Genomic DNA, 24,931 nt, shown 5'->3' with positions numbered 1-24,931 from the left:
GAGCTCGTAGGGAGAGATCGATGAAGAAGGACCTGATCGCGGACCTGTGCCGACGGCTGTGGCAAGCCGGTAACGAGGCCACCGCGGACGACTCCACCGCGGTCGACGCCGCCGCGGCCGATCAGCTCGATGACCTCGAAATGGCCTACGCCGTCGAGAGCGCGACCCGCGATCTGGCGGTGGCGGCCGGTGGTCGGGTGATCGGCTACAAGGTCGGCCTCACGGCACAGCCCGTGCGGGACACGTTCGGCGCCGACGAGCCCGCCGCGGGCCACCTGCTCGCCGAACGGCTGCTGGCGGACGGCGAACCCCTCGCCACGGCCGGGCTGTTCGCCCCCATGGCAGAGGTGGAGATCGCCTTCACCCTGGGCGAGGCGCTGCCCGGCCCGCAGGTGACCGCGCAGGACGTCCGCAACGCCACCGCCGCGGTCGCGCCGGCTTTCGAGATCGTCGACAGCAGGTGGCGCGGCGGCGCGCGGACGCTCCCCATGCTCGTCGCCGACAACACCAACGCCGCTCGCGCGCTGCTGGGGTCCCCGGTTGCCCCACCGGCGTCAGCGGACCTGGCGAAGATCACCGCCACGCTGTCGATCGGCTCCCGGACGGTGCCGGGGAGCGCGGCCGCCGTCATGGGCGACCCCGCCGAGGCGGTCGCGTGGCTCGCCCGCCACCTGCTGCGCGGCGGACGGCGGCTGGAAGCCGGGGACATCGTCCTGAGCGGCACCCTGTGCGCCCCGACGGCGATCAGCGCCGGTGACCGCCTGGTCGCCGACCTCGGCGAGCTGGGCCGAATCGCCCTCGACGTCAACTGACGAAGACCGCCTGGGCGGATGGCCGGTGCGTCCGGCCCGTCATCCGGTCGTCTCCAGGAGGTGTCCGGCGCACCGTGACGCCTGCGGCGAGCTACTCCCCTCCCCGCCCCTTCCTCAACGGGGGCTCCGCCCCGGACCTCGGGTCCGGGGGCGAAGGCCCTTGGTAACGGGTGCGGGCGGGCCGCTCCCCTCCCCGCGCCTTCTCGCAGCATCGATATGCGGCTCCGCCGAGTGGCGGGGTTCTGCCCCCCGGGGTCCAGGGGCGGAGCCCCTGGTATCGGGAAGGGGCGGGGTGGGGGAAAGATCCGCCGGACACCCCGTAGCACCTTGGAGCCGACCGGTCTGTGCGCCGTCAGCGGGGGCCGGGGTCAGCGCAGCACGCGGTCGGCGGGGAGGACGCGGGGCGTCTCGGCCAGCAGGGTGCGCAGCCGGTGTGCGGGCAGCGGGGTGCCCGGGTCCTTGGGGGGCCGGGTCTGCGCCGGGCCGCCGGACCTGACCTCCTCGCCCAATTTGGCCATGGCAACCCTCCAAGTGTCAGTGTCGGCGCAGTAGGGCACCACGTAGGCGGCGGTCTCCGGCTCGAAGCGCCAGCTCTCGGCCAGGGGGCCCGCGTCGACGGTGTCGAAGCCCAGCCGGTCGATGAGGGCGGCGGCGCTCGCCTTCGCCTCCGGGTCGTCTCCGGCGATCGGCAGGGCGGAGCGGTCGGCGGCTCCGGCGGGACGGGCGAGCGCCGGGATGTGCTGGTCGCTGATGTTGTTGAACGCCTTGACGAGCTTCGCGCCGACCAGGTGCTTCTGGACGAGTTCGCTCGTGGTGGTCCCGCCCGAGTTCAGCACCTCGAACTCCCCGTCGCGGAACGGGTAGTAGTTGATCGTGTCGAGCACGACCTTGCCCGCCAGCGCGGCGGCCGGAAGCTGCCGGTAGGCGGCCAGCGGGATGCTCACCACCACCCAGTCGCCCGCTCGGGCCGCCTCCTCGGGCGTCGCGGCCCGGGCACGCTCCCCGAGCTCCGCGATCGTCTCGGTCAGGCTCTGGGGTCCGCGGGAATTGGACAGGACGACGTCGATACCCGCGGCGATCGCGAGCCGGGCGATTTTCGTGCCGATGTTGCCGCTGCCGATGAAGCCGAGTGTTGCCATGGAAGGAGGTCTCCTCATCTGGCGGACCTCTGGTCCGCCGGCGGTTCTGTCCAGGAGCCGGGCTCGGGCGGGGACGGTCATGCGGAAGCCAGGGCCTCTCACGCCACTCAACCGGAGCGGGTGCTCCTCTTGAAGGTAACACAACCGGAGCGAGCGCTCCGTAAAGGCCGCTTGTAGTCTGAATGCCGTGACCAGCGCCGACCTGTCCGCACCCACGCAGCCCCCCGTCAAACGCGCCCGCCGCGCGGACGCCGAGCGCAACCGCGCCGCGATCATCGAGGCGGCCGGTACGGTCTTCGCCGAGCAGGGCGGCACGGTCGACGTCCGTGAGATCGCCCGGCGCAGCGGCGTCGGCATGGGCACGCTCTACCGCCACTTCCCGACCAAGGGCGATCTGCTCGCCACCGTCCTGGAGCGGGAGTTCGCCTCCTGGCTCACCGCCGCCCACCAGGCGGCGGAGGCGACCGAAGGCCCCTGGGAGGCCCTGACCGGCTTCTTCGAACAGACCCTCGCCCACCAGGCAGGCAACCGCGCCCTTGTCGAGAGTTACACCGCCACCGGTGGTCCACCGCGTGTATGCGCCGAGTACCGCGATGCCTTCATCGACGAACTGCGCACCCGCTGCCTGAACGCCGGTCTCCTGCGCGCCGGTGTCACCACCGCCGACCTGGTCCTGCTCAGCGCATCCCTGAGCCAGGTCGTCCAGGCGACCGGCGACAGCCGCCCCGGCCAGTGGCGCCGCCTGCTCCGTATCTCCCTCGACGGCCTCCGTGCCCGCAACACCGAGCCACTGCCTGAGCTTGAGCCCGAGCCGACACTCCACGGGGACGGGGACGGGGACGCACCCGCGGGCGACTGACCGGCCGCCTGGTCTCGCAGACCTCGGCGTCTGATATTTTGGACGTCGTCTGTTGATAGGTGTGCTGGGAGGACATCGTGGCGCGACTCACCGCTCCGGCCCTGCGCCGGGGCCTGGACATCCTGGAACTGCTCGTCGACCAGGACGAGGGGCTGCGGGTTCCGGAGATCACCCAGCACCTCGGGCTGCCCCGTGCCACCACGCACGAGCTCGTCAACACACTGGCCGACCGGGGCTATGTGACCGTTTCCAAGGAGACCGGACGCGTCGCGATAGGGCTCAACGCACTGCGGCTCGGCGCCGGTTACGAGCGCGGGCTCGACCTCGCGACCGTGGGCCGGGAGTGTGCCGGCGAGGTGGCGCGGGCATGCGGCGAAACGGTCCAGGTGGTCGTACGGGACGGCAGATTCGCGGTGTTCATCGTGCGCATCGACAGCAAGTACTCGGTCCGGTTGGTGTCGCAGGTGGGCAGCCGGCTGCTCGCGTCCTGCACCGCGGGCGGAAAAGCGCTGCTGAGCGCCCTGCCGGCCCGGGAACTCGATGAGCTGTTCCCGAACGACAAGGCGCTGCAGCAGATGACGTCGAACAGCATCTCCACGCGGAAGCGGCTGCTGGCCGAGGTCGAAGAGGCCCGCGAGCGCGGCTGGACCGAGGAGTACTGCGAGTCCAATGACCACGCGGCCTGTGTCGCCGCGCCGGTGTACGACCGGCTCGGCAACTGCGTGGCGGCCATGAGCATCTCGGTGCCGACCCCGCGGTGGGGCGACGCGGAGAAGGAGCACTACGTCGAGTTGGTCCTCGATGGGGCACGGGCGATGGCCCAGCGCCTCGGAGCGAGCGTGTCGTCGTAAATCCCCCCGAGGTGGCGCGGTACTGACTCGTCACCCGGGGTGGCCGCCCGGGTGGGGTCAGCGTTCCAGCATTCGCATACCGGCCTCGGTGTGGGTGTCTCCGACGGCCGGGGGCAGGCTGGAGAGCCTGGCCAGGACCTCCGCGCTCAGCCGGAGGCGATCGGCGGCGGTGTTCTCCTCCACGCGGGCCACGCGCTTGGTGCCGGGGATGGGCGCGATGTCGTCGCCCTGGGCGAGCAGCCAGGCGAGGGCGACCTGGGCAGGTGTGGCGCCCGCCTCGGCGGCGATGGCCTGGACCTCGTCCGCGAGACGCAGATTGCGCTGGAAGTTCTCGCCGGTGAAGCGCGGGTTGCCGCGCCGGAAGTCGCCTTCCTCGAAGTCGGCCTCGTCGCGGACGGTGCCGGTGAGGAAGCCGTGTCCCAGCGGTGAGAAGGGGACCAGGCCGATGCCCAGCTCACGCAGCACCGGCAGGACGTGCTCCTCCAGTCCGCGGGTCCACAGCGAGTACTCGGACTGCACCGCGGTGATGGGGTGGACGGCGTGGGCGCGGCGGATCGTGTCCGGCCCCGCCTCGGACAGGCCGATATGCCGCACCTTGCCCTCGGCGACCAGCTCGGCCACGGCCCCGACGGTCTCCTCGATGGGGGTGTCGGGGTCGACGCGGTGCTGGTAGTACAGGTCGATGTGGTCGGTGCCCAGCCGTTTCAGCGATCCTTCGACGGCGGTGCGGATGTTGGCCGGGCTGGAGTCGAGGTTCCACGGGCCCGCCCCGGAGTGGGCGATCATGCCGAACTTGGTGGCCAGCACCACCTGATCGCGTCGGCCCTTCAGGGCCTGGCCGAGGAGTTCCTCGTTGATGTAGGGGCCGTAGATCTCCGCGGTGTCGATGAGGGTGACGCCCAGCTCCAGCGCCCGGTGGACGGTGCGGATGGACTCCGCGTCGTCCGTTCCGGCGCCGGTGAGGCCGTGGGACATGCCCATCGCACCCAGACCGATACGGGAAACCTCCAGGTCACCCAGGTTAATGTACTTCATCGGTGGTCACTTCTCCTGATAGGTGTGGTCGGATCGGCCGGTCACCGCGGCCGAGTGCGGTGACCCGCCGGGTGCGGCTGTCGCCCTCGGGTGGCGGGTGTCCGCGAGGAGCGCCGGGAGGGTCACGGGCGGATGAGGACCTTCAGGGCCTCGCGGTCGTTCATCGCCCGGTAGCCGTCGGCGATGTCCTCCAGGCCCAGCGTGCGGTCGAAGACCCGGCCCGGCCGGATCGAGCCGTCGAGGATGTGCGGCATCAGCTCCTCGATGTAGGCGCGGGCCGGGGCGACGCCACCGGTGAGGGTGATGTTGCGCATGAAGTCGCCGAACCCGAACGCGACATCGCTGTACTGCGGGGCGCCGACACGGCTGATCGTGCCGCCGTCGCGGACCACGCCGAAGCTCTGCACCAGCGCGTCCCTCAGGCCCACGCATTCGAGGACCTTACGGGTGCCCTCGCCGCCGGTCAGGTCACGCACCCGGGCGATGCCCTCCTCGCCGCGCTCGGCCACCACATCGGTGGCGCCGAAGCCACGGCCCAGATCGGTGCGCCGGGTGTGCCGGCCCATCAGGATGATCTGCTCGGCGCCCTGCAGCTTGGCGGCGATCACGGCCGCCAGGCCCACGGCACCGTCGCCGACGACGGTGACGCTGTCGCCGCGCTCGACACCGGCGGTACGGGCCGCGTGGTAGCCGGTGCACAGGATGTCGGACAGGGTCAGCAGATCCGGCAGCAGCTCGGAGTCCTCGCCGACCGGCAGCTTCACCAGGGTGCCGTCGGCGTACGGGACACGAGCGATCTGCCCCTGGCCGCCGTCGACACCGTTCACGCCCCACTGCCCGCCGTGCACACAGGAGGTCTGCAAACCGTCGCGGCAGTACCCGCAGGTGTTGTCGGCCCACATGAACGGGGCCACAGGTCACCGGGGACGAGGCCGCGCACCTCGGCGCCGGTCTCCTCGACGACGCCCAGGAACTCATGGCCCATGTGGCGGGGGGTGTCGGTGTGCGGCAGGGACTTGAAGGGCCACAGGTCGCTGCCGCAGATGCAGGACAGCACGATCCGTACGACCGCGTCGGTGGGGTTCTGGATCTTCGGGTCGGCGACGTTCTCGACGCGTACGTCGTCGGCCGCGTACAGCAGGGTGGCGCGCATGGGCGCAGCTCCTCGGTATGTGGGCGGGATGGTGGAAGGGGAGCCGCCAGTGGCGGCGCCGGACCGCTCGACCGTCTCCGGGCCCAGGAGGCCGGTCGGCGCGACACCATCGAGCCTGCCGCCTCGCGCCCGTGTCAGGCAGGCCGAGGTGTGCGGGGGAGCGGCCAGCAGGGGTGTGACAGGGCCCCCTCACCGGCGTGTTCCGGCGGAGGCGGGGAGACACTGGCCCTATGGCACCCGAGCAGCACAGCGGCGGCGAGGAACTGGGGCGCTTCCTGCGCGCCCGCCGCACCCAGACCAGCCCCCAGGCCGCCGGCCTCACCCCGGGGCCCGGCATCCGCCGCACCCCCGGCCTGCGCCGCGAGGAACTGGCCACCCTCGCCGGGGTCAGCATCGACTACTACACCCGACTGGAACGCGGCAAGGAAACCCGCCCCAGCCCCGCCGTGGTCGATGCCCTCGGGCGCGCCCTGCAGCTCGACGACGCCGAGCACCAGCATCTGCGCGACCTGGCCGTCCGCGCCGCCCGCTACGCGCCCAAGCCCGCCCCGGCCCCCGGCCGCACCGTGCGCCCCCACCTGAAGCTGCTGCTGGAAACGTTGCGCCCGAACCCCGCGTACATCCTCAGCCGCAGCATGGACATCCTCGCCCACAACCCCGGCGGCCTCGCCCTCTACGCCGGCATCACCGGCTGGCCCGTCAAGCAGCGCAACCTCGCCCGCTACCTCTTCCTCCACCCCGCCGCCCACGAGGTCTTCCCCGACTGGGAGAACCAGATCCGCGGCTGCGTCGCCCGCCTGCGCGCCCTGGCCGGCACCGACCCCGACGCCCCCGACCTCACCACTCTCGTCGGCGAACTGCTCCTCAAAAGCCCCGACTTCGCGGGCCTGTGGGAACGGTACGAGGTCACCGGCCGCAAGCACACCGCCAAGACCTTCCAGCACCCCCACGTCGGCAAGATCACCCTCGTCTTTCAGGGCATGGCGCTCGAAGGCACTCCCGGCCACCGCATGGGCGTCTACACGGCCGAACCCGGCACCCCGGACCACGACGCCATGCTCCTGCTCGACATGACCGCCACGCCCGCCGAGCCACGGCCCTCCGCCTCCGAACAGAAGCGCTGACCGGCCGAGCCGGGCGGCGAGCGACAGCCCCCGTTCGGGCATCGTCCGTCCGAGGTTCCGGGACCCGTCCCGGACCGGGGCGATGTGACCCAACTCGTACGCCTGCCGGAGCCGTTGAGCCTCGGCGCTGGGGCATGCTCCCCTGTGCGCGGGCTTGCTTTTGGGGACGGGTCCCGGAGGAGGGCGTGGATCCTGGTGGGTGCCCATGCACGCGTCGAGAATCGCCCGAACCGAGGAGACCGCCGATGCCCCTCTCCGCCAGTCTCGCGCGCGGAGTCGCGCCCACCACCCCCGGCACTCTGCCCGCCCGCACCGTGACCGGCGACCTCAGTGCCCCGCCCCGGCCGGGGCTGACGGTCTGCTTCGGGCGCGGCGAGAAGCCGGACGTGGACCTGGGTATGGGCGTGGACGATCTCCGGGTGAGCCGGCGGCACGGCGAGATTCCCCGGCGTCCGCCGGACTTTCCGGCCAGTTCGCTGGCGCACCTGGACGCGTGCACGTTGCTCGACGGCAAGGCGCTGGAGAAGGTGGCCGGCATCGACGCCCGGGAGCCGGACGTCGGATTCGGCCGCTGGGACTGCCAGTGGAGGAGCACCACCAACGAGTTCGAAGTGGACCCGCGCTTCGACCAGGGCGACCTGCCGCGCGACAAGAACGCCCGGTCGATCAAGCTCGGCGACAATCGCCAGGCCATCGTTCTGCCGGGGGACGAGGGCCCAGGGAGCTGCCGCGTCGAGGTGGTCCATCGCGACTACACCGGCCTGGACCGGGTGAAGGGGACCGAGCGGGTGGCCCTGGTCATCAAGGGGGGCGGGCCCCAAGGGCCGGCCCTGCGAACTGGCCACCGACCTCGCCGGCTCGGCCGCCGCCGCGCTACCGCCCGCCTGAACCCTTGGGGAGACGGGCGCGCCAGGTGAGCGACGTCTTCTCCACGCTCGCGGCCAGCCTCTTCGCGGCCGGATCGGCGCCCGCCGAGCGCTGCGAGTGGGCGATCTTCGCCGCCTGGTCGAGGTGGTCGCGCATCGCCGCGAGGAAGAGCGTGTCGAAGGCGGCGCCCTTGGTTCCCTTGATGGTGCGCAGTTCGTCCTCGGTCACCATGCCGGGCATGTCGTGCCCCTGGTGCGGGTTGGTGTCGGGGACGCCCGCTCGGGCGAGTAGCTTCCGTAGCTGGACGAGTTCGTCGCGGTAGGCGATGGCCACCGGTTTCGCCCACTTCTCCACCCCGGTGTCGGAAGAGTGGCCCGGGACCAGGCCCAGCAGGACCGTCGTCTGGTCGTCCATCGCGATCATCAGCTGGATCCAGCCGATATCGGTGGAGTTGAAGGTCCCCGACGTCGCCTGCCCGCTCGGGGACCGCGTGGCGGGGTCCCGTACGGCCGACGTCGACCGCGCCTCGCCCGGCGGTTTCCCGCTGCCGTCCCCGCATCCAGCAGTGAGCAGCGTGGCGGTGGCGAGCAGGACCGCTACGGACACCGCGCGCCGGGTGACGGTTGCCGCTGTCATGTCGACTCCCCTCGTCTGGCGTGGGCGGAGCCCCGGTGAGGGGACTCCGCCCACAGGCAAGGCGGTGTCGCCCTGCCGGGCCACGTGGCCTGCCCTCTGCTCCTCCGTCAGGGACGGCCGTCGGCTCCGCACTTGACGATCACGTTGATGCAGTCACGCACCCGCCGGGCCATCTCGTCCTCGGGCCAGGCGTTGAAGAAGTCACCGTGCATGGTGAATCCGGCACCCGACGCCAGCTTGAAGCGCGCGGGGTCGCCGCTGACCGGGTAGCGGAGCACCTGGCGCAGCTTCGGCACGGCGACCGGGTGCGTTGCCGGGCACTGGCCGCCGACCGGGTAGGCCATGTGGCTCTTGTGGTCGGGGGAGTCCAGGTCCTTGCCGTTCCAGCACTGGGGGAAGTCGAGGTAGGACTCCAGCATCGAACCGGCCGGGCAGTTCACGAAGTCCTTGGAGGGGTTGACCTCTCCGTGGTGCAGGCAGGACCAGCGCGCGATGGACGTGGGGTCGCCGACCCCGGTGGCCTTGGCGTTGCCCGCCACGATCCGCAGCCCCAGGGGGAGCGGCTTGATGGTGGCGATCACGTCGTCGCGCACACCTTCACCGAGGTAGTAGAAGGTGGTGCCGGTGGGTTCGACCTCTTTGCCGTTGTCGTAGAGGGTCGGGGTCCAATACGACGACAGGTCGGCGGTCGGACTGCAACTGGTCCTGCCCCTCTGCAGGGCGGCCAGATCGGTGCGCGCGTTGGTCGAGTTGTTCCCGAAGAAGCTGTGCATATGGGACGCGCCGGGGAGCCCCGGGAACACGATCGGGTCGTCCGGCAGCCGGTGGGTGAACGGGCACTCGGCGACGAACTCCGCTACGCGTACTGGTGCGTTGGCGCTCCGCGGGCTCGATGCCGCGCCCGCCTTGTCGGTGGCGCGCAGATCGGCACGCGCACTGGCCGGGCCGATGGAGAGCAGGGACAGGACGAGACCGACGGCGGCGAAGACGACGCCCGGACCTCGCCAGCGACCGAGGACACGCCGTAAGGGCGGGAAGCGCGGGGGTGTACGGGACATGACTCTCCTTTCCGTGCACGCACGGAAGAGCGAAAAGAGCGGGAGAGAGCCCAGCGGTGTGGTCACACGGGGCTGCCGAGAGAGCGCTCTCTCGGAGCGATGCTGCGGACGCTAGAGGTGGCCCAGGTCACTGTCAAGCGTCCGCGGCGAGGAGGGTCAAGAGCCTGCGGCAGCGGGGAGGCCGCGGCGTCCGCTCGGTCAGTCCTCGGAGCCCGGATCGGTTCGCTCGGCCGAGGGCAGCAGGTGAATGAGCAGCAGGACGATCCCGGAGATCATGAACACGCGCGTGGCGGCCTCCAGGCCATTCCACTTCTCCGACTGCCACATGGCGAACCATTCGCCGCCGATGCCGATGAACCCGGCGCCGAACAGCAGCATCAGCATCAACAGCCCCACGGTGCTGGCCTGACGGGCGCGGCGGACGCGGTTTCCGGGCGGCCCCGCGAACCACATGGCCGTCGCGGCGAGGAGGACAAGAGCGGCGAGGGTCTCCCAGGCGATGATGGCGACGTAGGCGGTGTCCTGGAGCGCGGTGGAGTCGATGGCCCGCCACATCAGGTCTTCGTCCTTGAACGTGGTGTCCATCGCCAGGACATGCCGCACGAACTGCTGGTTGCTGTCGAAGTCGGTGATGTTCCCGAAGGCGACGAGCGTGATGTACAACGCGATCGTCCCGGTGAGCACCCCCGAGGTCATCGAGTAGATACGGGGTGAACGTATTCTGCCGGTTCGCTCTGCCACGATGACCTCTGTCTCCCGTTGGATCCCGCTGACCATGAAGCGTGCGGGAGCCGTAGCGTACAACTGACTGGATCAGGGCGGTGATGGACGCCGTACTGTGCCGAGCTGAGCCGACGGCGGGGAGACGCGGGTCACACGCGTCCATGTCACAGGGGGTCGGGCTACCCCGTCTCAGGGGTGTAGCCACTGAACGACCACAGAGGAGCACACCATGGACGCGCGACTGAACTACTCCGCCAGCCAGACCGCCGGCAAGGTCCTGAGGCCCGTCATGGCGGCGGGCCGGGCGGTCAAGGAATCACCGCTGCCGGCGGCGACGCAGGAGCTGGTGGCGATACGCGTGAGTCAGATCAACGGCTGCGCCGTCTGCATCGACATGCACACCAAGGAAGCCGCCGCGGCCGGTGAGACCCCGGTGCGGTTGAACCTGGTCGCGGTATGGCGGGAGGCCACCGTCTTCACCGATGCCGAGCGGGCCGCGCTGGAGCTGGCGGAGGAGGGGACCCGGGTCGCGGACGCGGCTCGTGGGGTCGGCGACGAGGTGTGGGCGAATGCCGTCAAGCACTATGACGAGGAGCAGCTCACCGCCCTGGTGATCCTGGTCTCCTTCATGAATATGGTGAACCGGCTGAACGTCATCACCCAGCAGCCGGCGGCCGGTGACTACGAGGCCGGGCAGTTCCACTGACCGGCAACGGCATCGGTATCGGCAACGGGCCCAGGGGAGGGGAGTCGGCGTGAACAAGGTCGAGGAGTTCGAGGAGCTGCGGCCGCTGCTGTTCTCGATCGCCTATCGGATCCTGGGCAGTGTGAGTGAGGCCGAGGACGCGGTGCAGGAGACCTGGCTGCGCTTCGACGGCTCGGCGACCCGGCCCACGTCGACCAAGGCATATCTGTCGGCCACGGTGACGCGCATCTCGATCGATGTGCTGCGCTCCGCGCGTGTGCGACGGGAGGAGTACGTGGGCCCGTGGTTCCCCGAGCCGCTGCTCAGCGATCCGTATCAGGACCCGGCCCGGGCGGTGGAGCTGGCCGACTCGGTGTCGATGGCGGCGCTGTTGCTGCTGGAGCGGCTCAGCCCGCTGGAGCGGGCGGTGTTCGTGCTGCGGGAGGTGTTCGCCTTCGGGTTCGACGAGGTCGCCACGGCGGTGGGACGGTCGGAGGCGGCATGCAGGCAGCTCCTGGTGCGGGCGCGGCGGCACATGCAGGCCGGGCGGCCGCGGTTCGAGGCGGACCGGCAGGAACGGCAGGAGCTGGCCACGCGGTTCTTCGACGCGCTGAAGGACGGTGATGTGGGCGCGCTGCGGAATCTGCTGGCCGCCGATGTGCAACTGGTCGGGGACGGCGGCGGCAAGGCCCCGCGGCTGGCCAAGGCCGTCATGGGCGCGGAGAACGTGGCGCGGTTGCTGGGCACGGTCTTCCCGTGGCTGCTGCGGATCGACGTGTCGTTCGAGCTTCATGAGGTCAACGGCCAGCCGGGCGCGGTCTTCCGGGAGCGGGACGGCAAGGTGCTCCAGACCCTGGTCCTCGATGTGCTCGACGGGCAGATTCAGGCCATCCGCGCGGTGATCAACCCCGACAAGCTCGGCCACCTCGGGCCGGTCGGCGACGCCTGGGCCGTCGACCGCGAGGTGCGGCAGGCCCGGCGGCGCTCGAACTGACCTCGATGCGTGGTTTCCCACCCCGTGACCGGTCCGACACCCTGATCGTTCGACGATCTTGATAGTCTCGGGGAGCCAGTCGTGCCACATCCGAGGCCAGGGAATCCGGTGTGAATCCGGAGCTGACGCGCAGCGGTGAGGGGGACGGGCGGGGCATGTGACACCACTGGGAGGAGTCCGCGACGGCCGAGAAGCCGCCGCGGACGAGCACCGGGAAGGGGCCCCGTCCGGACGAGCCCGAGTCCGAAGACCTGCTGGTATCTCCGCGCCCCGTGCGGGGAGTACGTCCGTAGGCCAGGCTCCGCGTTCGAGCCCCGACAACCGAGGCATGCCCGTGCTCTGCTCTGCCCGCCGTACCGCGGCCCTCCTGCTCGCCCCCGCCCTCCTGCTCACCGCGTGCGGTGGCTCCGGCCAGGACGGCGCGGACGCCACAAAGCCCGCCGGTGCGGGCTATCCGCGCACCATCGACAACTGCGGCCACAAGGTCACGGTGAAGTCCGCCCCGAAGCGGGCCCTCTCCCTCAACCAGGGCAGCACGGAGATCCTGCTCTCCCTCGGCCTCGCCGACCGCATGGCGTCCACCGCCACCTGGACCGACCCGGTGATGAAGGGCCTGGAGAAGGCGAATGCGACGGTGCCGCGCCTCGCGGACAACGCGCCGTCCTTCGAGAAGGCCCTGGACGCCGAACCCGACTTCGTCACCGCCTCGTTCGTCTCCACCCTCGGCAAGGGCGGCGTGGCCACCCGCGAGCAGTTCGAGAAGCTGGGCGTGCCCACCTACGTCTCGCCGTCCGACTGCTCGGCGGGCCGGGACCCCGACAGCGGTGGCGATGGCTCCCGCAGCAAGCCACTCACCCTGGACACCGTCTACGGCGAGATACGCGACCTGGCCCACGCGTTCGGCGTCGATGAGCGCGGCGATAAGCTCATCGCGGGGTTGAAGCAGCGCGTGCGTACGGCCACCGAGGGAGTGGACGCCTCCGGCGTCTCGCTCATGTACTGGTTCGCCAACTCCCAGTCGCCCTACCTCGCCGGCTGCTGCGGCGCGCCGGGCGCCATCACCCGGGCCGTCGGAGCGAAGAACGCCTTCTCCGACACCCACGACGAGTGGCCGCAGATCAACTGGGAGACCGTGGCCGACCGCGACCCGGACGTCATCGTCCTCGGCGATCTCACGCGCAAGCAGCAGACCGCGGAGACCGCCAAGGCCAAGATGCGTTTCCTGGAGACCAACGCCGCCACCCGCAATCTCACCGCCGTGAAGAAGAAGCGGTACGTCCTGCTCAGCGGGCAGGCCATGAACCCGTCCATCCGTACGGTCGAAGGGGTCGAGCAGGTCGTCGCCGGGCTGCGCGACTTCGGACTCGCCAAGTGACCACCCGCCTCCTGCTGCTGATCGCGGGAGGGCTGGCCGCGCTGTTCGCGTCGATCGCCGTCGCCGTGACCATCGGCCCCGCCGACATCTCCACGGCCGACGTCTGGGCAGCGGTCACCGCCCATCTCGGCCTGGGCGAGAGCACGTTGCCACCGCTGCGCGACGGCATCGTGTGGAACCTGCGCATGCCCCGCACCCTGCTCGCCGCGGTGTGCGGGGCGGGGCTGGCCCTCTGCGGGGCCGTGATGCAGTCCCTGCTGCGCAATCCGCTGGCCGACCCCTTCGTCCTCGGGGTGTCCTCCGGCGCCTCAACAGGCGCCGTCGCCGTGGTCGTCCTCGGCGTGGGCGGCGGGGCCGTGTCCCTGTCGGCGGGCGCGTTCATCGGCGCGCTGCTCTCCTTCGGCCTGGTCCTGGCGCTCAGCCACAGCCTCGGCGGCAGCACCGACCGCGTGGTGCTGTCCGGGGTGGCCGCCATGCAACTGTTCTCCGCGCTGACCTCGTTCACCGTCCTCACCTCCGCGGACGCCGACACCACCCGCGCCGTGCTGTTCTGGCTCCTCGGCTCGCTCACCGGCGCCGGCTGGACCGATGTGCTGCTGTGCGCCGTCGTCCTGGCCGCCGTCCTCCTGGTCTGTCTCGGACACGCCCGGACCCTGGACGCGTTCGCCTTCGGCGAGGAGGCCGCGGCAGCGCTCGGCGTCCGCGTGGCCCGCACCCGCCTCGTCCTGCTGTGCGCGACCGCGCTGCTCACCGCGACCCTGGTCAGCTCCGCCGGGGCCATCGGCTTCGTCGGCCTGGTCCTCCCGCATGCCACCCGCGCCCTCACCGGGTCCGGCCACGCCCGCCTCCTGCCGGTCACCGCACTGGCCGGAGCCATCTTCCTGGTGTGGGTGGACACCGCCGCCCGCACCGTGATCGACCCCCAGGAGGTCCCGGTGGGCGTGGTGACGTCCCTCATCGGCGTACCGGCCTTCGTCGCCGTGCTCTACCGCGGCCGGAGGAAGACATGAACGACTCCCTTCCCGTTGACACCGCGGATGCGGCACCCGGACTCCGCGCGGACCGCGTCAGCCGCCGCGCCGACGGCCGGCTCATCGTCGACGGCATCACCCTCACCCTGCGCCCCGGCGAGACGCTGGGCCTGCTCGGCCCCAACGGCTCCGGGAAATCAACCCTGTTGCGGCTGCTCGCCGGCATCCTCACCCCCTCCGCCGGAGTCGTCACCCTGGACGGCCGCGCACTGCCGCGGGTCGGCCGCCGCGCCACGGCCCGCCGTATCGCCACCGTCGAACAGCACGCCCACACCCAGACCGAACTGACCGTCCGCGAGGTCGTGTCCCTTGGCCGCATCCCGCACCGGCGCGCGTGGTCGCCGTCCACCGCCACGGACACCCGGGCCGTCGACGCGGCCCTGGAGCGCACCGCACTGACCGACCGGGCCGGCCAGTCGTGGCACACCCTCTCCGGTGGCGAGCGCCAGCGCGCCCAGATCGCCCGGGCCCTCGCCCAGGAACCGTACGAGCTGCTGCTAGACGAGCCGACCAACCACCTCGACATCCAGCACCAGCTCGACCTGCTCGACCTCGTCGTCGGTCTGCCGATCGCCACCGTGATCGCCCTCCACGACCTCAACCTCGCGGCGATGTACTGCGACCGCCTGCTGGTCCTTTGCGAGGGACACGTCGTGGCCGAAGGCACCCCCAGCCAGGTGCTGACCCCGTCCCTGATCAAGCAGGTCTACGACGTCCGGGCCGATGTCACCCACGATCCGGGCCACCCGGTCATCCGCTTTCTGCGCCGCACACCGAAGCCGTGAGCCGGTAGACGGTATCCTGCCGAGCGGTTGCATGAACGACGGCGGCTGGACGGTTCTGGCGCGCTTTACCACTAGGCGGCTCTGGAAGGATCCACCACGTGAGCGATGCCGCGGACACACCGCCCCCCGAAGGCGCCCCGATCCGGGTGCTGATCGCGGATGACCAGGCGATGGTGCGCACCGGGTTCCGGCTGATTCTCGCCTCCCAGCCCGGAATCGAGGTGGTGGGCGAGGCCGCCGATGGCTCCGAGTGCGTGGAGCTGGCCCGGCGGCACCGCCCGGATGTGTGCCTGGTCGACATCCGTATGCCGAAACTGGACGGTCTGGAGGCGACCCGGCTGCTGGCCGGGCCCGGAGTGGCGGAGCCGCTGCGGGTCGTCGTGGTCACCACCTTCGACCAGGACGACTACGTGCACACCGCGATCCGCAACGGCGCCTGTGGCTTCCTGCTCAAGGACGCCGGTCCCGAACTCCTGGTGGAGGCGGTGCGGTCGGCCGCGCGCGGTGGCGCGCTGGTGTCTCCCGCGATCACCGTGCGTCTGCTGCGCCAGTGGGCGAGCCGGCCCGGCGCCGCCACCGTGGCGAACCCCCTGACCGGCAGGGAGCTGGATGTCGCCCGGCTGGTGGCGGTGGGCCGGACCAATCAGGAGATCTGCGCCGAACTGCACCTGTCGCTGTCCACGGTGAAAACCCATCTGAGCAACATCCAGACCAAGCTCGCCGTCCGCAACCGCGTGGAGATCGCGGCCTGGGCCTGGGACACCGGAGCGGTGCACAACCGCTAGCGCGGGCGAGCGGACGGCCCGGGCCCGTCGGGGCGTGTGCCCTTCAGGATGTGTGCCGTCAGCACGTCCGCCCGTCATGACGTGTGCCAGTCGGGGTGGCCGGGCATGGCCGGGAGCTTCGTGGAGTACAGCCAGGAGCGCAGAAAGGGCCCCAGGTCGCGGCCGGCGACGCGGCTTGCCAGGCGGATGAAGTCCGCGGTCCCCGCCGTGCTGTCGCGGTGCTCCGCCACCCAGGCGCGCTCGATGCGCTGGAACGTGGCCTCGCCGACCTTCTGCCGCAGCGCGTACAACACCAGAGCACCACCCTCGTAGGCGCCCCAGCCGTAGGGAGCCATGTCCTTGGGCGTGAAGGCGCCGAGGCGGGGATCGGCGACCGGCCCCTGCTTGCGCAGTTGGGCGGTGGCGTCCCGGTACGCGCTCTTCATGGCGTCGGCCGGATCGGTGCCGTGCGCCTCCTGGCTCCACAGGCCCTGGTAATAGACGGCGTGGCCCTCGTTGAGCCACAGATCGCTCCACCGGCGGGGCGAGACGCTGTTGCCGAAGTACTCGTGGGAGATCTCGTGCGCGACGATCGTGTCCGAGCCGTTGGCCTCCATACCCTCCTTGGTGAGCTCCTCCGTGGCGAGCAGGGTCAGGGACTGCGTCTCGAGCTCACCGCCCAGCGGCGTGGCGTAGATGCCGTACGTCCGCAGCGGGAACGGGCCCAGCCGTCGGGTCAGGAAACGCAGCGCCTTGGGCACGACCGTGTCGAGCTGCGGCATGAGGTCGTTGACTTGGCCGGTGGGCAGGGCGTGGCGCAGCTTGATCCCGTCCGGTCCCCGCCGCTTGACCACGGTGAAGTGGCCGACGCCGATCTGGATCAGTTCGGGCGCCAGCTTGTGGCGGCTCTCGAACCGGCGGACGGTATACACCCCTTCGCGCCGGGTGGCGGTGAGTTCGCCGTTCGCGATGGCGTTCACACGCGAGGGTGCGGCGATGGTGATGGTGGTAGGCGCCTTCTGGGCCGGATGGTCGGCGAACGCCGCGATCCGATGTGCGCCCGAGGGCTGGTTGATGGTCTGGACGACCCCCTTCGCCCGCACCATCCCGATCGCCGAGGTGCCGAGCTTCTCGGCCTCCTCAGGGCCCGCCACGGGCGCGTGCACCGTGACCTCCACCGAGAACCCCCGGCCGTCGGGCACCGGGTCCGCGGGAGTCACGCGCAGCTCCTGACCGGTGCGGGTCCAGGTCGCCTCGCGGCCGTCGACCGTCACCGAACGGACCGTGGTACCGGTCAGGTCGAGGTCGAAACGGGACAGGGCGTGGGTGGCCCGGCCGCGTAGCGTGGTGGTCGCGGTGTACGTCTTGAGGTCCTCGGCGAAGCGCAGCGCCAGGTCGGTATGGCGCACGGTGTAGCCCCCGTTGCCGAGCCCGGGATGCAGCGTGTCCCCGATTCCGGCGGCTCCGGGCGTGGGGGCGGTACGGGTGCCGCTCTGGGCGGACGTCGCGTCGGGGGTGCAGCCGGCCACGCCCGTCAGGGCGGTGGCCAGCGCCGTGACGATCCACGGCGTGAGGTTCGAGTGTCGTGTGTGACGAGCCATGAGCCGAGGGTGGCCCGCGGGGCAACCGTCGTGGATCCACCGGATAGCGGGTTCATGGCCACCGGCATCGGCCGAAAGAACGACCGGCGTGCGGCAGGGCTTGTGGGGCATGACGACACCTGCTAATCATTTAACAGGTGTCGAAAGGAGAGGGGCGGGTCATGAGCGTGCGGCAGGGATCGGTCGTCCTTCGGCAGCCGCACCGTCCTCGGGCCATCAGCTTCCTCGGCCTGGAGACGATCGGCGGATGGGCCGTGAAGCTGTACGGCATCAGCGCGGCGGCCGATGTGCCACGCCCCGCGCTGGTGGCCGCGACCGTGGAAACCGCGGCCTCGCTGCTGCCGAGCCCCGCTCGGACGGACAGCCGCTATGGCATCGGGTTCGCCATCGCGCACGACGCGGCCGACTACTGCTTCGCGCTGGTGGACTGGTGGCACGGTGAGCACGAGATTCATCAGCGACTGTTCTCGGCGCCCCGGGAGCGGCCGGATGCGCTGAGTCCGCATCCGGGTGAGGCCATCGGCTGCGTCTGGGAGTTGGCCGTCACCGACTTCGAGCGCCGGGCATGGTTGCGCCATGTGCTGGCCAACCCCGAGGGCCCGGACCCGGATGCCTATCTCAACGCACACTTCACAGGAAGGGTGTAGCCATGGGGATGCCACTGGAGCGGCTGGATGTCTGAGTTCGACGGCGATCGGATCCGGGTGAAGGATGCCTGCCGGCGGGTCCGCGGAGACATCGGTCGTGTTGCCGCCGACTAGGGCCGAGGACGTCGACGGCCTCCCCGACGGCATCGCGCTGCTCCATCACTTCGCCAACACCGAGGACCTCCGCGGATTCGTCGCGCACGGCCGGCGCCTTACGGCTCACGACGATCTCACCACGCCCGGAGATCTGGAACGCTGGCTGCGGGAGCATGGCCTCCTCGACGGCGACACCCCGGACACCAAGGCTCACCAGGGCCACCTGACCAGAGCCCTCGCCCTGCGCGCAGCCCTGCGTGCCGCGCTGCGCCAGGGTGGCGAGGCCGGCCAGGACGGCGGCGCCGCCCCGGTCGGCTACTCCTTCGACGTCACACTGACCGCGGCTCACGGCGCCCGGCTGACCATCTCCGCCGACCCCGTGCACACCGCCCTCGCGCACCTCGTGATGGCCGCCCTGACCGCCACGGCGAACGGGACCTGGCACCGGCTCAGGATGTGCCCCGCCCCCGATTGCCAGTGGGTCTTCTACGACAACTCCCGCCCGGGCCGCGCCAAATGGTGCTCGCCGCAGTTGTGTGGCAACCGCGCGAAGACACAGACCTACCGCCGCCGCCGATCGGGCTGAACCAAGCCGTAGTCACGCTGTGCCGTACGCCGAGGAGGCGCCACGCGCGTCCGGCGCGGCACGCTCCCCGCACAGGGCTCTGCCGTCGGCCTGGTCCCGTGTGCTCCGCATCACGGAAACACCCCCTGTGCTGCGGACAGTTCACGGTATGACGCACACTCCCACGGCCTCCCGCCCCCAGCGGGACACGGCGCCGGGCCAACGGGCCACGGGGCCGGCGCGGCGCCCGCGCGGCCACCACGTATCCCGCTCCGCCGGCCGTACGCCGAAGACCGCGCTCCGGCGCGACATCCAGGGACTGCGCGGGCTGGCCGTCACCCTGGTCGTGCTCGCGCACGCGGGAGTCCCGTACGTCACCGGCGGATACGCCGGGGTCGATGTCTTCTTCGTGATCTCCGGATTCCTCATCACAGCGGGGCTGCTCAAGGAGGCCGAACACACCGGATCGCTGTCCCTGCGGCGCTTCTACGCCCGGCGCGCGGTGCGCATCCTCCCGCTCGCGACCCTGGTCGCGCTGGTCACCATGGCGAGCTGCCGGCTCTTCGCCTCGAAGATCCGCTACACCGAGTTCATGCACGACGCGCTGGCCGGCGCCCTGTTCAGCGGCTGCCGCCGCGGGGCCCGCGGCGTCTGGTGCAGGGGGCACCTCCCAGCGGTAGCTGGGGGCGCCGTGCCAGGCGTCGCGGGCCCGCGAAGATCCACCGGACAGGGCCTAAGTGCCCAGCGTGTCGGCGGAGGGGCGTGGCGCGGCTTGTAGGGTACGTGCCATGCCGGATGCCCCGCCCCGCCCCGAGCCGTTCACCCCGCAGACCGCACCCGCGGCGCTCGAGGACCTCCGCGCGCGGCTGCGCGCGACCCGCTGGCCGGACGCGCCCGAGGACGCCGGGTGGTCGCTCGGGACCGACCTCGACTACCTCCGCGAACTCGTCGCCTACTGGGCGGAGGAGTTCGACTGGCCGGCGCAGGAGGCGGCGCTCGCCCGGCTGCCCCGCTTCCGCGTCCGGCTCGGCGGCCTCGGGATCCACTTCGCCCACGTCCGGGCCGCCGCCCCGGCCGGGCCCGCCCTGCCGCTGGTCCTCAGCCACGGCTGGCCGGACTCGTTCTGGCGCTATACGAAGGTCATTCCGCTGCTCACCGACCCGGGCGCGCACGGCGCCGACCCCGCCGACGCGTTCGACGTGGTCGTCCCCGACATTCCGGGCTACGGCTTCTCCGACCGGCCCACCGGGGCGCCGCTGAACTCCATCGCCGTCGCCGGGCTGTGGGCCGAGCTCATGGACGTCCTCGGCTATGAGCGGTTCGGCGCGGCAGGCGGGGACATCGGCAGCCATGTGAGCCGCTACCTCGCCCTCGACCACCCCGACCGGGTGGTGGCCGTGCACCGCATGGACGGCGGCCTGCCCGTCTTCACCGGCGACCCGGCGGACCTCGCGCCCGAGGAGCGCGCCTGGTTCGAGGAGGTCGCGGCCTGGGGCGCGGCGGAGGGCGCCTACGCCGCCATGCACCGCACCAAGCCGCAGACCGCCGCCTTCGGGCTCACCGACTCACCGGTCGGGCTCGCCGCGTGGATCGTCGAGAAGCTCCGTTCGTGGAGCGACTGCGACGGTGATATCGAGCGGTGCTTCACCAAGGACGAGATCCTCACGAACGTCACGCTGTACTGGCTCACGGGCACGATCGGCTCGTCGATGCGCATGTACCACGCCAACGCCGCGATCCCGCCCGAACAGCACGCCCGCCGGGTCGAGGTGCCGTCCGGCTTCTCGCTCTTCCGCGGCGACATCGTCCGCCCGCCGCGGGAGTGGCTCGAGCGCATGACGAACGTCGTGCGGGTGACCGAGCCCGAGCGCGGCGGACACTTCGCGCCGTTCGAGGAGCCCGAACTCTACGCGGAGGAGCTGCGCGCCTTCTTCCGTCCCTACCGGGCCGCGGCGACGGACTGAGCCCGAATTCCGCCGCCGCGCCCGGCCCCGCCACGCGTCAGGAGACACGCCACGCGTCAGGGGACCGGCGCCGGTTCCGGGGCCGGGGTCCAGCGCAGGTGGACGGCCTGGTCGGCGGGGTCGGACCGGAGCAGGGACAGCCGGGGCCGTACGGCGTCGGTGCGCGCGGCCGGGGGCTTGCGGCGGCCCGCGCCGAACGGCACCGGCCATTCGGCGCCCGGGCCCCGGTACTCCTGCTCGGCCGCCGCGTGCAGCGTCCAGTGCGGGTCGTACAGATGGGTGCGCCCCACGGCGCACAGATCGGCGCGGCCCGCCAGCAGGAGGGAGTTGACGTCGTCGTACGAGGCGATGGCGCCCACCGCGATGACGGCGGTGCCGGTGGCGGCGGCGACCTCATGGCGGATGCGGTCGGCGAACGGGGTCTGGTAGGAGCGGCCGAAGGCGGGGCGCTCGTCCTTGGTGACCTGCCCGGAGGACACGTCGATGGCGTCCGCCCCGTGGGCGATGAACGCGCGGGCGATCTCGACGGCGTCATGCTCGGTGTTGCCGTCCGGCACCCAGTCGGTGGCGGAGATGCGCACGATCATCGGCCGTTCCTCGGGCCACGCCTCCCGCACGGCGTCGAAGACCTCCAGGGGGAAACGCAGCCGGTTCTCCAGCGGGCCGCCGTATGTGTCGGTGCGGTGGTTGGCGACCGGTGAGAGGAAGGAGGACAGCAAGTAGCCGTGGGCGCAGTGCAGTTCGAACAGATCGAACCCGGCCTCGGCGCCCCGGCGGGCGGCGGCGACGAAGTCCGCGGCGATCCGGTCCATCTCGGCGCGGGTGACCTCGCGCGGGGCCGCGGAGCCGGGGCCGTACGGCAGCGCGGACGGGCCGACGGTCTCCCAGTTGCCCTCCGGCAGCGGTTCGTCCATGCCCTCCCACATCAGCCGGGTGGAGCCCTTGCGGCCCGAGTGGCCGAGCTGGAGGCCGATGCGGGCGGTGCTCCGCTCATGGACGTAGGACACGATCCGCCGCCAGGAATCGCGCTGCTCGCCGTTCCACAGGCCCGTGCAGCCGGGTGTGATGCGGCCCTCGGGTGAGACGCACACCATCTCGGTCATCACCAGTCCGGCGCCGCCCATGGCCTTGGAGCCGAGGTGGACGAGGTGGAAGTCGCCGGGTACGCCGTCGACCGCGGAGTACATGTCCATCGGTGAGACGATCACCCGGTTCTTGAGCTCCAGCCGCCCCAGCCGGTACGGCTGGAACATCGCCGGTGCCACCGTGTCATGGCCCTGCGCGGTGGCGAAGGCGGCGTCGACCTGGTCGGCGAAGTCGGGGTCGCGGGTGCGCAGGTTGTCGTAGGTGATGCGGCGCGAGCGGGTCAGCAGGTTGAAGCAGAACTGGGTCGGCTCCTGGTGGGCGTACATCCCGATGTTCTCGAACCACTCCAGCGAGCCCTGCGCCGCCCGCTGGGTGGACTCCACGACCGGGCGCCGCTCGGTCTCGTAGGCGGTCAACGCCCGCTCTGTGTCCGGGTGTTCGTGCAGACAGGCCGCGAGGGCGAGCGCGTCCTCCATCGCCAGTTTGGTGCCCGAGCCGATGGAGAAGTGCGCGGTGTGGGCGGCGTCCCCGATGAGCACGAGGTTGCCGTGGTGCCAGCGCTCGTTGCGTACGGTGGTGAAGTTCAGCCACTTGGAGTTGTTGGCGAACAGCCGGTGGCCGTCCAGCGCGTCGGCGAAGAGCTCGCGGACGCGCGCGACGGCCCGCTCGTCGGAGGCGCCCGGTGCGCCGTCGGCCCGGTCGGTGGCGTCGAAGCCGGCCCGCCGCCAGACGTCCTCGTGCATCTCGACGATGAAGGTGGAGCCGGTGTCGGAGTAGGGGTAGCCGTGCACCTGCACGACCCCCCATTCGGTCTGCTCGACGAAGAACTGGAATGCCTCGAAGACCCGGTCCGTGCCGAGCCACATGTACTTGCTGTGCCGACGGTCCAGGGACGGGCGGAAGACGTCCGCGTGGGCCGACCGTACCGAGGAGTTGACCCCGTCGGCCCCCACCACCAGGTCGTACGACGCGCGCAGCCACTCGGTGTCCGGTGCCACGGTCGAGAAGCGCAGGGTGACGCCGAGGTCGCGGCAGCGCTCCTGGAGCAGGCGGAGCAGCTCCTTGCGGCTCATGGCGGCGAAGCCCTGGCCGCCGACGGTGTGGCTCTCGCCCCGGTAGTGGATGTCGATGTCGGTCCAGCGGGCGAAGCGCCGGGCCATGGCCTCGGCGATGGTGGTATCGGCGTTCTCGATGCCGCCGAGCGTCTCGTCGGAGAACACGACGCCGAAGCCGAACGTGTCGTCGGGGGCGTTGCGCTCCCAGACGGTGATCTCGTGGGCGGGGTCGAGCTGTTTCATCAGGGCCGCGAAGTACAGCCCGCCGGGACCGCCGCCGATGATCGCGATGTTCACGGGGTTCCCCTCAACTCTCGGCGACGGCCTCGGTGGCCCGCTCGTCGTCATGGGCCTGGCGTACCTGGCGCAGCAGCTTGAAACGCTGCAGTTTGCCGCTGGTGTTGCGCGGCAGGGCGTCCTGGAACCGCACATCGCGCGGGTACTTGTAGGGCGCCAGGAGCTGCTTGACGTGGTCCTGTATCTCCTTCACCTTGGCCGCGTCGCCGGACACGCCGTCCCGCAGCACCACGAAGGCGCACACGACCGAGCCGCGCTCCGGGTCGGGGCGGGCCACGACGGCGGATTCCACGACGTCGGGGTGGGTGTCGATGGCGGACTCGACCTCGGGGCCGCCGATGTTGTACCCGGAGGAGACGATCAGGCTGTCGCTGCGGGCGTGGTAGTGGAAGTAGCCGTCCTCGTCCCGGTGGAAGATGTCACCGGTGATGTTCCAGCCCTCCAGGACGTAGTCCCGCTGTCGTTCGCCACCGAGGTAACGGCAGCCGACCGGGCCGATGACACCGAGTCTGCCCGGCTCTCCGGGGCCGAGTTCCGTGCCGTCGGGGCCGAGGATCGTGGCGCGGAAGCCGGGGACCGCCTGTCCCGTGGCGCCGGGCCGGATGGCGTCCCCGGCGGCGGAGATGAAGATGTGCAGCAGCTCGGTGGCGCCAATGCCGTCGACCACCTTCAGGCCACTGCGACTCCGCAGATCTTCCCAGGTGGTGCGGGGTATGTGCTCGCCCGCCGAGACTCCGATCCGCACCCCGGCGAGCTGTGGTTCCCGCCCCTCGCGCAGGATCGCCCGGTAGGCGGTGGGCGCGGTCGCCAGGACGGTGACGCCGTGCCGCCGCACGATATCCGCGAGCTGCGAAGGGGTGGCGGACTCCGTCAGCAGGGCGCAGGCACCGGCCCGCAGCGGGAAGACGACCAGCATGCCGAGGCCGAAGGTGAAGGCCAGGGGAGCGGTGCAGGCGACCAGATCATCCGGTACCAGGCCCAGGGTGTGGCGGCCGAAGGTGTTGTCGATGGACAGGATGTCGCGGTGGAAGTGCATGGTGATCTTGGGGGCGCCGGTGGACCCCGAGGTGGGGCCGAGGAGCGCCACATCGTCGGCGGCGGTGTCCACGTTGGTGAACTCGCCGGACTTGACCGTGGCCCTGGCCACCAGATCCTCCGGGCCGCCACCGCCGTACCCGACCACCGTCAGCCCGGGCAGCACGGTGTCCCGGACGGTGCGGACCTCCTCGGTGAACCGGTGGTCCACCAGGGCGATCGACGGCCGGGTGCGTTCGGCGATCGGGGTGAGCTCCCGGGCGCGCAGGGCGGCCATCGTGGTCACCACGACGCCACCGGCCTTGAGGACGCCGAGCCAGGCCGCGACGGTCCAGGGGTTGTTGGGCGAGCGCAGCAGGACACGCTGCCCCGGCACCAGGCCGAGGTCCTCGGTGAGCACCTGGGCGACCTGATTGGCGCGGGTGCGCAGTTCGCCGTAGGTGCACAGTCCGCCGTCCGGGGTGCGCAGGGCGGGACGGCCGGGGCCGAACAGCGCGGTGGGGGTGTCGATGAGCTCGGTCGCCGCGTTGAGCCGGTCCGGGTAGCGCAGTTCCGGCGTCGTGAACTCGAGCGTCGGCCACAGGTGCGCGGGCGGCAGCCGGTCGCGCGTGAAGGTGTCGACGTGTGCGGAGGGTGAGAGGGGGAGCGGAAGAGTCACGGAAGAGTCCTTCCGGGAGCCCGCCGGGAAGCGCGG

Annotated in this window: 22 protein-coding genes, 2 pseudogenes and 1 riboswitch; of the genes and pseudogenes, 15 read left to right on the top strand and 9 right to left on the bottom strand. The window is 71.3% G+C overall.

Going from position 1 to position 24,931, the window contains the following annotated elements; all coding sequences use genetic code 11:
- Positions 1-20: 20 nt before the first annotated feature.
- Positions 21-812, top strand: a complete 792-nt coding sequence (locus CGL27_RS07275) for a fumarylacetoacetate hydrolase family protein (RefSeq protein ID WP_119985391.1) — start codon at positions 21-23, stop codon at positions 810-812.
- Between the two features lie 368 nt (positions 813-1,180).
- Here the strand turns inward: CGL27_RS07275 and CGL27_RS07270 are convergent, their stop codons facing one another.
- Positions 1,181-1,951 carry an NADPH-dependent F420 reductase gene (locus tag CGL27_RS07270; protein WP_119985389.1) on the bottom strand — a complete coding sequence of 257 codons (771 nt, stop codon included), beginning with the start codon at positions 1,949-1,951 and terminating at the stop codon, positions 1,181-1,183.
- A 187-nt stretch (positions 1,952-2,138) separates the two neighbouring features.
- Here CGL27_RS07270 and CGL27_RS07265 point away from each other — a divergent pair, with 187 nt between their 5' ends.
- Together CGL27_RS07265 and CGL27_RS07260 are read left to right on the top strand one after the other, a co-directional pair.
- Complete coding sequence (locus CGL27_RS07265; protein ID WP_119985387.1) at positions 2,139-2,810, top strand: TetR/AcrR family transcriptional regulator; 672 nt, start codon at positions 2,139-2,141, stop codon at positions 2,808-2,810.
- A gap of 77 nt (positions 2,811-2,887) precedes the next feature.
- Positions 2,888-3,661, top strand: a complete 774-nt coding sequence (locus tag CGL27_RS07260) for an IclR family transcriptional regulator (RefSeq protein ID WP_159037895.1) — start codon at positions 2,888-2,890, stop codon at positions 3,659-3,661.
- 57 nt (positions 3,662-3,718) lie between these two features.
- Here the strand turns inward: CGL27_RS07260 and CGL27_RS07255 are convergent, their stop codons facing one another.
- The gene (locus tag CGL27_RS07255) at positions 3,719-4,696 is read right to left on the bottom strand and encodes an aldo/keto reductase (RefSeq protein ID WP_119985385.1); all 978 of its coding nucleotides are present in this window, start codon (positions 4,694-4,696) and stop codon (positions 3,719-3,721) included.
- 122 nt (positions 4,697-4,818) lie between these two features.
- Positions 4,819-5,849 (bottom strand): annotated as a pseudogene (locus CGL27_RS07250) (alcohol dehydrogenase catalytic domain-containing protein).
- A gap of 230 nt (positions 5,850-6,079) precedes the next feature.
- Between CGL27_RS07250 and CGL27_RS07245 the strand changes: the two are divergent.
- Complete coding sequence (locus tag CGL27_RS07245; protein ID WP_119985383.1) at positions 6,080-6,973, top strand: helix-turn-helix transcriptional regulator; 894 nt, start codon at positions 6,080-6,082, stop codon at positions 6,971-6,973.
- A 245-nt stretch (positions 6,974-7,218) separates the two neighbouring features.
- Positions 7,219-7,890 (top strand): hypothetical protein, encoded by a 672-nt coding sequence (locus CGL27_RS07240; protein ID WP_240450383.1) that lies wholly within the window; start codon positions 7,219-7,221, stop codon positions 7,888-7,890.
- Here CGL27_RS07240 and CGL27_RS07235 read toward each other — a convergent pair.
- The 3 genes from CGL27_RS07235 to CGL27_RS07225 form a co-directional block, all read right to left on the bottom strand.
- The gene (locus tag CGL27_RS07235) at positions 7,847-8,476 is read right to left on the bottom strand and encodes a DUF305 domain-containing protein (protein WP_119985381.1); all 630 of its coding nucleotides are present in this window, start codon (positions 8,474-8,476) and stop codon (positions 7,847-7,849) included. The genes CGL27_RS07240 and CGL27_RS07235 overlap by 44 nt on opposite strands.
- A 107-nt stretch (positions 8,477-8,583) precedes the next feature.
- Entirely contained in the window at positions 8,584-9,534 is a 951-nt protein-coding gene (locus tag CGL27_RS07230; protein WP_119985379.1) for a DUF1996 domain-containing protein, read from the bottom strand.
- A gap of 198 nt (positions 9,535-9,732) precedes the next feature.
- Positions 9,733-10,230 (bottom strand): DUF2165 domain-containing protein, encoded by a 498-nt coding sequence (locus CGL27_RS07225; RefSeq protein WP_119985377.1) that lies wholly within the window; start codon positions 10,228-10,230, stop codon positions 9,733-9,735.
- A 256-nt stretch (positions 10,231-10,486) separates the two neighbouring features.
- Here CGL27_RS07225 and CGL27_RS07220 point away from each other — a divergent pair, with 256 nt between their 5' ends.
- The 6 genes from CGL27_RS07220 (at position 10,487) to CGL27_RS07195 (ending at position 15,912) form a co-directional block, all read left to right on the top strand.
- Entirely contained in the window at positions 10,487-10,963 is a 477-nt protein-coding gene (locus CGL27_RS07220) for a carboxymuconolactone decarboxylase family protein (RefSeq protein ID WP_078645320.1), read from the top strand.
- A gap of 49 nt (positions 10,964-11,012) precedes the next feature.
- Positions 11,013-11,936, top strand: coding sequence for an RNA polymerase sigma-70 factor (locus tag CGL27_RS07215; RefSeq protein WP_078645322.1), 924 nt, complete (start codon positions 11,013-11,015; stop codon positions 11,934-11,936).
- A 59-nt stretch (positions 11,937-11,995) separates the two neighbouring features.
- A riboswitch (cobalamin riboswitch) is annotated at positions 11,996-12,210 on the top strand.
- Positions 12,211-12,264: 54 nt separating this feature from the next.
- A complete protein-coding gene (locus CGL27_RS07210) occupies positions 12,265-13,311 on the top strand; it encodes an ABC transporter substrate-binding protein (RefSeq protein ID WP_205587634.1) in 1,047 nt (348 codons plus the stop codon).
- On the top strand, positions 13,308-14,321 hold the full coding sequence (locus CGL27_RS07205) for an iron chelate uptake ABC transporter family permease subunit (protein WP_078645324.1): 1,014 nt from the start codon (positions 13,308-13,310) through the stop codon (positions 14,319-14,321). The genes CGL27_RS07210 and CGL27_RS07205 overlap by 4 nt, the downstream gene beginning before the upstream one ends.
- Complete coding sequence (locus CGL27_RS07200; protein ID WP_119985375.1) at positions 14,318-15,127, top strand: ABC transporter ATP-binding protein; 810 nt, start codon at positions 14,318-14,320, stop codon at positions 15,125-15,127. The genes CGL27_RS07205 and CGL27_RS07200 overlap by 4 nt, the downstream gene beginning before the upstream one ends.
- 98 nt (positions 15,128-15,225) lie before the next feature.
- Complete coding sequence (locus CGL27_RS07195; RefSeq protein ID WP_078645327.1) at positions 15,226-15,912, top strand: response regulator transcription factor; 687 nt, start codon at positions 15,226-15,228, stop codon at positions 15,910-15,912.
- A gap of 74 nt (positions 15,913-15,986) precedes the next feature.
- Here CGL27_RS07195 and CGL27_RS07190 read toward each other — a convergent pair whose 3' ends face one another.
- Positions 15,987-17,492 (bottom strand): M1 family metallopeptidase, encoded by a 1,506-nt coding sequence (locus CGL27_RS07190; protein ID WP_162952897.1) that lies wholly within the window; start codon positions 17,490-17,492, stop codon positions 15,987-15,989.
- A gap of 161 nt (positions 17,493-17,653) precedes the next feature.
- Between CGL27_RS07190 and CGL27_RS07185 the strand changes: the two genes are divergently transcribed.
- From CGL27_RS07185 to CGL27_RS07170, 4 genes and pseudogenes are all read left to right on the top strand, one after another.
- Positions 17,654-18,139: an isochorismatase gene (locus CGL27_RS07185; protein WP_119985372.1), complete on the top strand. Its 486-nt coding sequence runs from the start codon at positions 17,654-17,656 to the stop codon at positions 18,137-18,139.
- Between the two features lie 97 nt (positions 18,140-18,236).
- Positions 18,237-18,821, top strand: a complete 585-nt coding sequence (locus tag CGL27_RS07180) for a CGNR zinc finger domain-containing protein (protein ID WP_162952896.1) — start codon at positions 18,237-18,239, stop codon at positions 18,819-18,821.
- A gap of 148 nt (positions 18,822-18,969) precedes the next feature.
- Positions 18,970-19,422: pseudogene (locus CGL27_RS07175) on the top strand (acyltransferase); the annotation flags it as partial.
- Between the two features lie 166 nt (positions 19,423-19,588).
- Positions 19,589-20,764 carry an epoxide hydrolase family protein gene (locus tag CGL27_RS07170; RefSeq protein WP_119985368.1) on the top strand — a complete coding sequence of 392 codons (1,176 nt, stop codon included), beginning with the start codon at positions 19,589-19,591 and terminating at the stop codon, positions 20,762-20,764.
- A 56-nt stretch (positions 20,765-20,820) separates the two neighbouring features.
- Here CGL27_RS07170 and CGL27_RS07165 read toward each other — a convergent pair whose 3' ends face one another.
- Together CGL27_RS07165 and CGL27_RS07160 are read right to left on the bottom strand one after the other, a co-directional pair.
- The gene (locus CGL27_RS07165) at positions 20,821-23,202 is read right to left on the bottom strand and encodes a bifunctional salicylyl-CoA 5-hydroxylase/oxidoreductase (protein ID WP_119985367.1); all 2,382 of its coding nucleotides are present in this window, start codon (positions 23,200-23,202) and stop codon (positions 20,821-20,823) included.
- A 10-nt stretch (positions 23,203-23,212) separates the two neighbouring features.
- Positions 23,213-24,895, bottom strand: coding sequence for an AMP-binding protein (locus tag CGL27_RS07160; protein ID WP_119985365.1), 1,683 nt, complete (start codon positions 24,893-24,895; stop codon positions 23,213-23,215).
- Positions 24,896-24,931 lie beyond the last annotated feature (36 nt).

Origin of the sequence: Streptomyces sp. 11-1-2 (genome assembly GCF_003595545.1) — a bacterium.
Classification (GTDB): Bacteria; Actinomycetota; Actinomycetes; order Streptomycetales; family Streptomycetaceae; genus Streptomyces; species Streptomyces hygroscopicus_B.
Note: the sequence above shows the minus strand (reverse complement) of the source record. Positions and strands in the feature narration are given on the sequence as shown.